Origin of the sequence: Agathobacter rectalis ATCC 33656 (assembly GCF_000020605.1) — a bacterium.
Lineage (GTDB): Bacteria > Bacillota > Clostridia > Lachnospirales > Lachnospiraceae > Roseburia > Roseburia rectalis.
In genome coordinates, this window is sequence record NC_012781.1 from 2,392,473 (window position 1) to 2,404,632 (window position 12,160).

The window sequence follows — 12,160 nt, forward strand, 5'->3', positions numbered from 1 at the left end:
ATAATCAAATTAAATCTTCCTCTAATTATGTAACAGCACCTTGCAGCTTTTCCAACTAATTTGTACTATTCCCTTTACAACTCACAAACTATACTGTTCACATGACATTTCTCTGCGGCTCTCGGATTTTTCTTTGCGAACTGGCGGTTGATTCTCTTTTTCACTATCTCGCAGTCCTCACGCTTGATTCCGATGAGCATGATAAGAAACTGCACCTTTCCATACGAGGTATATATGTCACTGTAGCGGATTGATTCACCGACGCACTTCTTGAGCTGCCTTGAATACTTGTTCATCTTTGTCTCGCCCTGTACCTGTCTACCTTCCTCGTCCTCCAGAGTACAGAGCATGAGATATACAGGTACCCTTGTGCGCTTCATAATACGGATGGACGCCTGGTATATTCCCTTGAATACCGGATAGCTGCAGAAATATCCGCCTCTTTCCGTTTCCTCCTGCTCGTTCATGCCCTCCTGGATGTTTTCCAGTATCTCATGTGCATGATTCATCTGATTATTGTATTTCTCAAGGATTTCCAAGAGTCTTGAAGATGGATAAATACCGCACTCCCTGAGATAATAGTCCACGACATCCGTGTATAGCTCTTCCGCCTCCTCATAGCGCCTGGTCTCTACCATCGCCTCCATGATAAGCTCCTCCCACTCATTGAACGGGTCGACCTTTGCCGCATATACTCCGAGCTTCTCCAGCCCCTTGAATTGTTTTCTCTTTCGCAGTATGTACGCGGCTTCATTTATGATTTTCTCAAACATGGTGTGATAGCGTCTGGCCTCCTGTGCTATCCACGTCTCTCCTGTATATGCCGCCAGAAATTCACCCTTGTACAGATATAGTGCTTTTACGTACAGCTCAAGCATATTGTCTTCTATTTCCTTTATCCGCTCATCACACACTGTCTCTGCACTCTCCGGCTCCTGTGGCATCTGCTTTTCCAGTGCACAGGCCTCATTATAGAGCTTCTCAAACTCTGCTGCATCCTCTTCTATCTCTATATCCGGAGTCCAGTAATATATGCCTCCCTCCAAATATATAAGGTTCTTTCCCGGCAGTCCGAGCTGTGCGAGCTTTTGCTTTGTCTTGTATACAATAACTCTTAGTGCTGTGTGAGGTGCATCTATATCACGCTCACCGATTACTATTTCCTCGAGCTTATCCTTTGCTATTCCGCAGTCAGAATAGTGTATCAAAGCCTGCATCATGCGATTGAACTGGCTTTCCTTATGCATTTTTTCCGCCACAAATGGTGCTCCGTTATAGTCCATTCTGAAATTGCCAAACATCTGTACCTTGATTTTATGCGTCATAGGTGCCTCTCTTCCCGAGTTTTATAAACCTGCTTATTATAGAATTCATATTATCATTGACTCATATATTCAGCTAGTTTTTAACTAAACAAATTAATCTAATTATCATTATACATCAATTCCGCGCATGGCAATAACAACGACAATTTACACAAAAAGTGTCAAAACTCGTACTTGACAAATCGTAAGATATATGATAGCTATTCAAAGCCAGAAATAAAAAAAGATCCTGCAAGAAAATCTCACAGGATCCGGCTTTTCAGATATATTAAATTAGAAAATAGCATTTACAATTGTTGAACCAATGGCTGTTGCAAGGAATGCCAGTCCACACACGAGTGGAAGCTTGTTGTCATCCTCTTCTATTGCCCTTACTCCAAAGAATATGCTTACATATCCTACTACTCCCGCAAATGTATGCAGCCAGCTGCTCACATTGCCAAAGAACTGGAACGGGATTATGTCAATGATTGCTGCCACCAGGATAATCGGAAGGTATACTGCATCATACAGACATGCTGCTGAAAGTGTCTGTGCAAATGTCACCTTTTTATCCTTCTGCACTGCGTTTAATACAACCAGAATGACTGCTGCCAGGATGAGTACTTTTACTGCCTCTCCTACGATTCCTGAGAAGATTCCCTCAAAGAAGCTCGCCGGGTAAAATGAGAATCCAAAGCCGCCTATGCTGCCAATTACACTTGATAACAGATATACTACAGACAGCACTACTTCTACTATGGCAAATAAGCCAATAAATATAAAGCCTGATGCCATATTTGCATTCTTTACAAAGTCTGCTGCAGCCTGTGCCGGCTTCTTAACAAGACCCTTGTAGAATGTGATGATAGATGCCACATTCTTGTCATTCTGCAGCTGCTGTCCTGCTGCACCCACCTGCTGTGTGAAGTTATCAAACGCCTGCGACTGTGCGCTGCCCTGTGGCTGTCCATTGAACTGTCCCTGTGGCTGTCCGTTGAACTGTCCCTGTGCACTGCCCTGTGGCTGTCCGTTAAACTGTCCCTGCTGTGCTGCATTATCTGCCTGTGCATTGTTGTCCTGTGTCTGATTTGGTGTCTGTGGCTGTGCCTGCTGACGACATGTGCATACCTCATCATCAGCTAACTGCCTGCCACAATTTGTACAGTATTTCATAACTGAAACCTCCTTAAAATAATTAATAAACTGCTGATAACTATATTAGCATTTCGGATATTTAATAGCAATATTTATTTGATATTTATTCCATATTATATTATGATTATTTATAATCATTCACATTCTACAGAGGAATAAACATGCCACAAACACTTAATATAGCTGTATGCGAGGACGAAGCTGCAGAGACCTTGCTGCTTTGTGATATTCTCAACCACAGCGATATCCAAAATACATACACTGTCTTTACTGATGCAGATTCTTTTCTTGCCTCATATGAGTACGGAAAGTATGACCTGCTGCTCATGGATATATACATGAAAGATTCCATGACCGGCATCGAGGCAGTCTCCATAATCCGCGAGACAGATGCCGATATCCCGGTTGCTTTCATCACAACAAGCACGGAGCATGCCTTGGAAAGCTACAGGCTGTCTGCCATCGGCTATATCGAAAAGCCGGTTTCTGCAGCTGAGCTAAGTAACATTCTTCACCTTGCCATGCTGAAGAAATCCGATGCCCCATCTCTTTATGTGAAGAGAAACAAGAGTATGGAGAGGCTTGCCCTTTCTGATATCATGTACATAGAGCAGAGAGCCAGGCAGATTTTCATACATTTAAAAGAAAATGAGGAAATCAGCTGCTATGAGAAGCTTTCAGAGCTTTCAGATCAGCTGCCCGCTGAGCTGTTTTTTCTGCCGCACAAAAGCTACGCGGTAAACCTGTCGTATGTCACACGCATTGATACTTCACTCAAATGCTTCGTGATGGCCGATGACACAAATATCCCTATCAAGAGAGAGCTCTCCGGCAAAGCCAAAAAAGCTCTGGAGAGATACTACTTTGAGCACACCAGAGGGCTTAAATAAGGCACTTTCCTATTGATTTGATATGAGCTAGACTGTCAAAAGTAATACACTGCAAGGAGCCCGGATTATGAAAAAAATTAGCGCTATACGAAATATTCCCTATCTGACAATTATACTGCTTACACTGATTTGCATACTGCTTCTTTCCTCAAAAAACATGATTATGAGCCAGGCGAGCTATCCTGAAGCCACTATCGTAAGCTCTGCCTATGCTGTGGTGGAAGGCTCGGATTCAGATAAAGAAGAAATCACATTTCCACATACCTTTAAGCACCTTTCGCCGCGCACACATGTCACCGTCACAACACATATCAACCTGAACAAGGATGATCCTATCTACATAAAAACTGTCTATTCCCCTGCGAAGGTCTATCTGGACGATGAACTCATATATGAGTTTGGCCTGGCCGAAAACTATCCATCCTATATGAAGGATCCCGCAACCGAGGGGTACCTGATAGGCACTGACGGTCATTCGGGTGATACAGAGCTTCGCATAGAGTATCTGTCTCCTGTTACCAGAAGCTCGCTTACGGTATATTCTCCTATCTACGGAGCATACAAATCCTTATTTTTCACTCTGTTAAAGCTGAATAAATGGTCATTCTTTATAGCACTGCTTGAGCTTGCCGCAGGTGTTTTGTTTATATTTATCTCGCTGATGCTTTTATACTACGATAAAGAGGTTTGCAAGATGATATTTCATTTTGGATTCTTCTCACTCATGGCCGGCATGTGGTCTATCGGCGAGTGCAACTACACAGGTGTCATAATCAAAAACCCTACACTGCTTTATCTGTGTGCTTTTATAGGGCTTTTCTCGCAGATGATTCCGCTGCTGTATTTCTGCAGGCTTGCAGTTGGTTTTAAGAATGACAAGCCAATTATAGTTATCGCGAAGCTCCTCACCGTGCTTGACCTTGTCGCTTGTGTCTTACAGCTTAGCGGTACGGTGGCACTATCTCAGAGCATGTACGTGTTCCATGTCATTCTGCCTCTCATACTTTGCTTCCTGACTGCATACATCATCCTTGAGGCTGTTCGCAGCCAAAACAGCAGGGCAAAACGGCTGATGGTTCCGGTATTCATACTGGCACTTGCTTCATGTGCCGAGATAATCAACTATCATTTAAAATTTGTGGCCTCATTGTCATTGCTGTACCAGATTGGAACACTGCTTTTCATTATAATCATGGGAATTGTAATGGGGCTTAATATAAGCGATATGCTCAGTATAAAACGTGAGAATGAAAGGCTCATATTCGATATGAATCTCCTTGAGCATTCCCTGTTGGAGCAGAAGAAATATAATTCGCTCATCACAACAAACGAACAGCTTTTTAAGAAGCAGCGCCACGATCTGCGTCACCAGCTTGTTGCAATAAAAGGCCTCGCAAACACTGAAAATAAACAGCTGAATGAATACCTGGATTCCCTGATCCACAGCATACCATCTGCGCCTGCAAGCTATTGCGAAAACAGGGTAGTCAATTCCATTCTGTCATACTATAGTGCCATATGCAGAAATGAAAATATCGCTCTTGAGACAAAGCTTATTGTTCCGGAAACCGATGATGCGGCCTTGGACAATGACCTGTGCCTGGTATTTGGAAATCTGATAGAAAACGCTATAGAAGCCTGCAGACGCATGGATACTCTGGATTCTTCAGACGAAACACCATCACGTTTTATCCGACTGCATGCCCACGTACACTATAAGACACTTATTATTACTATGGACAACAGCTTTGACGGACATGTTACCATCCAAAACGGAAAATACCGTTCTTCTAAGAGGGACGACTATGGTATAGGTCTGTCATCCATCCGCTCTGTTGCCGGCAAATATGATGGTGACGTTGCATTTGAAGCAGCTGATGGTATATTTCAGTCATCAGTATACCTTCAAATATATAAATGACACACTAAAATCATTAATTTATATTAATGCTTCATACCTAAATATCATTTTCAGAGTCCAACTAACTTATTGTATATAATGCATACATATGCTATAATAATAAAAGAATTTTGTGCATTATACACATATGGAGTTTTAATTTATGATAGAAAACACGATATACAAGGAATTTATTGATAAAATTTCAGAATTATCAGACGGGATATATCCTATCATCACCGACCTGGATAATGACTTATCTTACGTACCGGACAAGACAGCTGATTTTTTCGGCTTTGAAGCCGGCGAGCATACATGCTTCTTTGAACAGCTGAGCTCTTGTGTCAACGACGTTGACCTGCCGGAATATAAGCGGGAAATCCGCTATCGCTTAAATGGTGAAAAACCGGATGATATATTTTATGTCCGCATGGGAAAGCATACCAAAGAATATATGATGGGATTTTATTCTGATATTTTTACCGGTGATGACGGACACCGCTACCATGTCCTCGTGCTCAGAAACGAAAATACCCTTCCGGATATCGACCCATATACATATCTTTATGGTCAGTCAAAGTTTGAAAGAGACATCAACGGCTATATCATGGAAAACAGGTCTGTAGCCATAATCGAGGTGGAGATAGGTCATATAGATGAGTTCAATATACTTTATGGTTCCAATTTCAACACTGCAATCCAGCGTGAGCTTGCGCTCAAGTTCATCTACATGATGGATGGCAGCACCGCTACCTACTATATGAATAATTGCAAGTTTGTATTTGTGGTAAAGGAAGCAGACCGTGCCTTGGCCGAGTCCTTCTATCAGAAAATTGCCGATACAATAAAGTCCATGTATTTCTTTAAATGCTTTAAATTTGAGTTTGATATATATGCTGCGTGTCTGATTCTCAAGGATTATGATGGTGATACCTCAACTGTCATCAGCAAGGTAGAGTATACTCTAGACCGTGCGAAGGAGCTTCACAGCTCTGATTTGTTATTTTTCAATGATATGGTCAGGTTCAATGGCAGCTCGCATATAGATATCATGAAAATCATTCATCAGTCGGTTATCAATAGCTGTGATGGGTTTTTTGTAGAGTTTCAGCCCATTGTAAAGGCTTGCAATGGTGAAATAATGGGTGCTGAAGCTCTGGTACGCTGGAAAAAGGAGCCTTTTGGCACGGTGCCACCCGGACTGTTTATCGACTGGCTTGAGGATACCCCGGCTATGTATGAGCTAGGAAATTATATCATGAGAACTGCAATAAGCGCAGCCAGTGAATTTGCAAAGATAAAACCGGGCTTTTTCATCAATGTAAATGCATCCTCAGAGCAGCTTGAAAAGGAAAACTTTGTAAAAGATACTCTGGCAATTCTTAAAGAGTATGATTTTCCACCTTCACAGCTGTGGATAGAGATTACAGAGCGATGCAGAGATCTGCCTATATCTATGATAAAGAAAACCGTCACTGCATTCAGGGAAGCCGGAATCCACATCACTATGGATGACTATGGCACAGGAAGCTCTTCATCTCAGATGATGCTTGAGCTTCCTGTAGAGGGTATCAAGATAGATATGTTCTTTGTTAAAGACATTCTCGAGGAGAAAAAGAAGCAGGCACTTGTAATCGGAATGATTAATTTTGCCAATGCCGCAGACTTAAAGATATGTATTGAAGGCATAGAAAATGATAACCTTGAGAGCTATCTCAGGCAGTTCGACGTCACCTGGTTTCAGGGCTATCACTACTCTAGGTCTATCTGTCAGGATGAGCTTATGAAGCTTCTTATAAAGCCATAGCCCTGGATATTACTCAAGATTTTCCTTAAATACTGTCAGTGCGCCATTTTTCTTTAAAATCAGCATGACAATTGCTGCCACTATGCTTCCGGCCACTGTAGAGATAAGGAATGGCACTATGTATATAAACATGCCTTCAGGCTGAATAAGCATCACGTATTTTGCAAGAGGATACGCTGCCAGACCTCCGAGTATGCCAGTGCCAAGCGCCTCTGCAATACATGTCGGTATGATTTTTTTGCTGAATCTGTACATCAGTCCACAGCACAGAGCACCTACCATGCTTCCTGGGAATGCCATGAGACTTCCCAGTCCTGTCAGGTTTCTGATGATACTCGCACAAAATGCCACACCGACACCCCATGCAGGTCCTAAAAATACTGCTGCGCATATATTTACCATGTGCTGTACAGGTGCACATTTGCTGCCGGCAACAGGGAAGCTTATTAAGCTTCCTGCTACGGCAACTGCCACAAGCACTCCTGCCATGGCAATCTTTCTGATTGAAAGAGTTCTTTTTTTAGTGTTCTTTTTACTTTCCATTATTACCTCACCTTAAAGTATATCGTAACTGTTCAGTACCTTCACAGTTGCGAGTCGTTTCTGTACTGAATAGTTATAGTATATCAATATACTCTCCTGCAAGTGCCTTGTTCATGCTTCGCACTGCACAGAACTTACCGCACATACTGCATGCCTCGCTGTGGTCATCCTCAGGCAGACGGTCATCCCTGATAGCCTTAGCTGTCTCCGGATCAAGTGCACATGCAAACTGTGCATCCCAGTCGAGCACACGTCTGGCATCTGCCATCTTATCATCTATATCTCTGGCTCCCGGTATTCCCTTCGCAATATCAGCTGCATGAGCCGCAATCTTTGACGCAATAATTCCCTGCTTTGTATCCTCCACATTTGGAAGAGCAAGATGCTCCGCAGGTGTCACGTAACAAAGGAAAGCTGCGCCGTTCATTGCTGCCACTGCTCCACCGATTGCTGCTGTGATGTGGTCATAGCCCGGTGCGATATCTGTTACGAGAGGTCCAAGTACATAGAATGGTGCTCCCATACAGATTGACTGCTGTACCTTCATGTTTGCTGCTACCTGATCAAGCGGCACATGTCCCGGTCCCTCTACCATGACCTGTACGTTGTGATCCCATGCACGCTTTGTGAGCTCTCCAAGTCTTACAAGCTCCTCTATCTGGCATACATCTGTTGCATCTGCCAGGCATCCCGGTCTGCAGGCATCTCCAAGCGAGATTGTCACATCGTGCTCCTCACAGATTTCAAGTATCTCATCATAGTGCTCGTAGAAAGGATTTTCCTCTCCTGTCATGCACATCCATGCAAATACAAGGCTGCCTCCACGGCTTACGATATTCATCTTACGCTTGTGCTTTTTAATCTGGTCTATCGTTTTTCTTGTGATTCCACAGTGAAGTGTGACAAAGTCCACTCCATCCTCTGCATGGAGTCTGACTACATCGACAAAATCCTGTGCTGTAAGTGTTGCAAGATCACGCTGATAGTGGATAACACTGTCATAAACAGGCACTGTTCCTATCATTGCAGGACATTCGCTTGTAAGCTTCTGTCTGAATGGCTGTGTGTTGCCATGGCTTGAAAGATCCATGATAGCCTCTGCTCCAAGCTTTACAGCGCTCATGACCTTCTGCATCTCCACATCATAGTCCTTGCAGTCTCTTGACACACCGAGGTTTACATTGATTTTTGTGCGAAGCATGCTTCCAACGCCCTCTGCATCAAGTGACTTGTGATGCTTGTTAGCAGGAATAGCTACCTTTCCGCTTGCAACAAGCTCCATCAGCTTGTCTACATCCATCTTCTCTTTCTTTGCTACCTTTTCAATTTCAGGTGTTACGATGCCCTTTCTTGCGGCATCCATCTGTGTTGTGTAATTACTCATTGTACTCTCCTGTTCTTTATTTTATTACTGTTAATTAGTAGTTATTACTATTCTTATTATTACTGCTATTAATTATTTAACATGTGCTTATTTCATTGTATGAACAACGCTCCATGATTCATAGGACCGCTGCCGTGTCCCAGGTCAAGCATGGCTTTTAAACATGCTGTGACATATCTCTTGCCGTTATCCACAGCCTGCTCGAGCGACTGACCCTTTGCCAGACCGCTGGCTATCGCTGATGAAAGCGTGCAGCCTGTGCCGTGTGAGTTTGGATTATCCACTCTTTTGGTCTCAAATGTGATGATTTGCTTTCCATCCCACAAATAGTCACACACACATGCTGTGTCTGTGAAATGACCTCCCTTGCTTAAAACCGGACAGCCGTATTTATCATAAACAGCCTTTGATGCCTCTATGATGTCATCTGTGCTTTCAATCTGTCTGCCTGATATCACCTCAAGCTCAGGGATATTTGGCGTGATGATGTCAGCCAGTGGAAACAGCTTCTCCATCAGAGTGTTTGCTGCATTTTCCTCAAGCAGCCTGCTTCCGCTTGTAGCGACCATCACCGGGTCCAGAACTATGTTTTTTGCCTTATATTTTACAAGACCTGCGGCAATCGCCTCAATCGTATCTACCGATGATGTCATACCGATTTTCACCGCATCCGGAAAAATATCCGAAAAAACAGCCTTCATCTGTGCCTCGATAAAATCAGCCGGTACATTCATCACCGCGTCAACTCCCATGGTGTTTTGTGCCGTGAGTGCCGTGATGACACTCTCGCCAAACACACCGTTTGCAAGCATGGTCTTTAAATCGGCCTGCACGCCTGCGCCACCGCTTGAATCGCTTCCCGCAATTGTAAGTGCTGTATGCATATTTACGCTCCTTTCTACTGAATGTTGTGATTTCTCGTAACTGTTCAGTATCTTCAAAATATTGTTTAATTACTGTAGTTATAGCAGTATGTCATACTGTGATTACAGAATTTTGTCGCATATTCCTGCGAGTTCCTTGGCTGCAGCCTTTATATCTGCGCTTGCAAATATCGCTCCTACCACTGCGATTCCTGCAATCCCTGTGCCCTTTAGCGTGACCGCATTGTCTGCATTTATGCCTCCGATTGCAACAACCGGTATATCGACAGCCGCCGTGATTTCACGCAGAAGCTCCTTTGTCATAGGCTTTGCATTGAGCTTTGTGGTAGAGCCAAACACAGCTCCGCTTCCCAGATAGTCAGCGCCATCAGCTTCTGCCCTCTTTGCCTGCTCCACGGTCTTTGCCGTGACTCCTATTATCTTGTCAGTTCCAAGAAGCTTCCTGGCCTCCGCCGGATTCATGTCATCCTGTCCCAGATGTACTCCATCGGCAGCTATATCAATTGCAAACTGCACGTTATCATTGATGATGAGCGGCACCTTGTGCTCATGACAGATTCTCTTTATCTCAAGAGCCTCACTATACTCATCCTTAAGCCCTGCATCAGAATCCGTACTCAGAATATCCTTGTCACGGATCTGAATCATAGTGGCACCGCCCTCTATCGCAAGCTTCACATGCTCAGAAAGCCTAGCTCCGTGCAGCCACTGCCTGTCTGTTATAGCGTAGAGCTTTAAATCAGTTTCGTTCATATATACCTTTCACCTCTTATCCTGTTGTTTTCCAAATATAAGACTCATGACCTGCATACCAATTGTCTGTCATACAGCGATATTCACATCAGTTCATAATCACCATCGCATATATGATATACTGCATCAATCAGCCTGTCCCGGTATGCAGCATTTCCGGGCTTAATGAAATAACAGCTGTTAGTCTCTCTGCCGTGCTCTGCCATATCAGAGGCAGCAAGCCCGCCTGCACTCTTCATGCAGCTAAGTGCTGCCGTGACTGCACCGTATTTATCATCGCAATCAGCCGCAACAAATGCACAAATGAGCCCTGAAAGCATACATCCGGTGCCTGTCACCCGCTTCATCATAGGATGGCCGCCTGTGATGCACATCACACTTCTTTCATTATTGTCATAGCAATCAGCTTCATCACATAATTCTGCCACATAATCGGTCTCACCTGTAATCACACAGATGCTGCCATATCGCAGGGCCGCCCTGCACGCAAGCGCCTTTGCATCAGACTCATCTGCCGTATCGGTCACTTCCACGCCGCCATCGCACCTGCCATGCTCCATAACAGCCTTGACCTCAGACAAATTGCCCTTAATCACATCCACACGCACCTCGTCAAGCAGGCTCATCACAAAATCCATCCTGAAGCGGCTCACGCCCACACCAACCAGATCAAGCACAATAGGAATGTTCTTTTTCGCTGCCATCCTCGCAGCAATGCGCATCGCCTCAAAGCGCTCCTCAGAGGGAGTGCCTATATTCAGATTCAGCCCATCGCAGATACCCGTGACCTCATCCATCTCCTGCGGTGCCATAGCCATAATAGGCCTGGCCCCACATGCCAGCTCAATATTGGCCACATCATTGATAGTAACCATATTTGTGATGTTGTGAATCAAAGGACTGCGTGACTTAAGCTTTTCTATAAAATTATTCATCTGTATCTCTTTACAACTATTCATAATCACCCACACATTCAAAAAGCGGATATACCGCCAATGAGTATATCCGCCTAAAAATCGTGCGATATTATCCTACGTTGGCATTATCCAAATCAGGTTATGGGTCAAGACACTACCAGTCTACTCTCAGCCGGCTAAACACCAGCTCCCCTGTTGTGTTTTTATAAATAAATCTAGGAATAATGTAACTATTCAGAACCAAACCACGCACATTCGCAAAAACGCACGATGCTCGTGCTTTCCCGCTGCTACGCAGCTAATTTTGCTCATATGTGTGGGGGTGGCTCTATTCGAGCCCCTTGAGAACAAGAAAACCTGCTGCTTACATGCAAGCATGACGCATCACCTTTTTTTGTTCTCAGTGGTTCTGAATAGTCATTATATTTAATATAATACGCACTCCCCAATAAATCAAGCAAAATCCGCAAGTGTACTCATATTCGTACATTGAGAGAACCACAACGTAAGGGCGTAAGCCCCGGGCACCGGGGTGCACACGCACTCTCCCGAGGCACGAATAGCGAAGTGGCTTAGATACTGTAGAAATTATGCCCATGAATCGAGTAGGAGGCGGTGAC

At 44.0% G+C, this 12,160-nt stretch carries 10 protein-coding genes; 3 read left to right on the forward strand and 7 right to left on the reverse strand.

Annotated elements, in window-relative coordinates; all coding sequences use genetic code 11:
- Window positions 1-74: 74 nt before the first annotated feature.
- Window positions 75-1,325 (reverse strand): bacterial transcriptional activator domain-containing protein, encoded by a 1,251-nt coding sequence (locus EUBREC_RS11365; protein WP_012743345.1) that lies wholly within the window; start codon window positions 1,323-1,325, stop codon window positions 75-77.
- Window positions 1,326-1,598: 273 nt separating this feature from the next.
- Window positions 1,599-2,480 carry a Yip1 family protein gene (locus EUBREC_RS11370; RefSeq protein WP_012743346.1) on the reverse strand — a complete coding sequence of 294 codons (882 nt, stop codon included), beginning with the start codon at window positions 2,478-2,480 and terminating at the stop codon, window positions 1,599-1,601.
- 143 nt (window positions 2,481-2,623) lie between these two features.
- Between EUBREC_RS11370 and EUBREC_RS11375 the strand changes: the two genes are divergently transcribed.
- The 3 genes from EUBREC_RS11375 to EUBREC_RS11385 all read left to right on the forward strand — a co-directional run bounded on the left by EUBREC_RS11375 (window position 2,624) and on the right by EUBREC_RS11385 (window position 7,059).
- Window positions 2,624-3,352, forward strand: coding sequence for a LytR/AlgR family response regulator transcription factor (locus EUBREC_RS11375; protein ID WP_012743347.1), 729 nt, complete (start codon window positions 2,624-2,626; stop codon window positions 3,350-3,352).
- A 67-nt stretch (window positions 3,353-3,419) separates the two neighbouring features.
- Window positions 3,420-5,273: a sensor histidine kinase gene (locus EUBREC_RS11380; RefSeq protein WP_012743348.1), complete on the forward strand. Its 1,854-nt coding sequence runs from the start codon at window positions 3,420-3,422 to the stop codon at window positions 5,271-5,273.
- A gap of 142 nt (window positions 5,274-5,415) precedes the next feature.
- Entirely contained in the window at window positions 5,416-7,059 is a 1,644-nt protein-coding gene (locus EUBREC_RS11385; protein ID WP_012743349.1) for an EAL domain-containing protein, read from the forward strand.
- Window positions 7,060-7,068: 9 nt separating this feature from the next.
- On the opposite strand, the gene thiW is transcribed toward EUBREC_RS11385, so the two are convergent.
- From thiW to thiM, 5 genes are all read right to left on the reverse strand, one after another.
- Window positions 7,069-7,602, reverse strand: a complete 534-nt coding sequence (thiW, locus tag EUBREC_RS11390; RefSeq protein WP_012743350.1) for an energy coupling factor transporter S component ThiW — start codon at window positions 7,600-7,602, stop codon at window positions 7,069-7,071.
- A gap of 73 nt (window positions 7,603-7,675) precedes the next feature.
- On the reverse strand, window positions 7,676-8,986 hold the full coding sequence (gene thiC / locus EUBREC_RS11395; protein ID WP_012743351.1) for a phosphomethylpyrimidine synthase ThiC: 1,311 nt from the start codon (window positions 8,984-8,986) through the stop codon (window positions 7,676-7,678).
- A 92-nt stretch (window positions 8,987-9,078) separates the two neighbouring features.
- Window positions 9,079-9,870 carry a bifunctional hydroxymethylpyrimidine kinase/phosphomethylpyrimidine kinase gene (gene thiD / locus EUBREC_RS11400; protein ID WP_012743352.1) on the reverse strand — a complete coding sequence of 264 codons (792 nt, stop codon included), beginning with the start codon at window positions 9,868-9,870 and terminating at the stop codon, window positions 9,079-9,081.
- 102 nt (window positions 9,871-9,972) lie between these two features.
- Window positions 9,973-10,623, reverse strand: coding sequence for a thiamine phosphate synthase (thiE, locus tag EUBREC_RS11405; RefSeq protein ID WP_012743353.1), 651 nt, complete (start codon window positions 10,621-10,623; stop codon window positions 9,973-9,975).
- Between the two features lie 83 nt (window positions 10,624-10,706).
- Window positions 10,707-11,558 carry a hydroxyethylthiazole kinase gene (thiM, locus tag EUBREC_RS11410; RefSeq protein ID WP_041254169.1) on the reverse strand — a complete coding sequence of 284 codons (852 nt, stop codon included), beginning with the start codon at window positions 11,556-11,558 and terminating at the stop codon, window positions 10,707-10,709.
- Window positions 11,559-12,160: the final 602 nt, after the last annotated feature.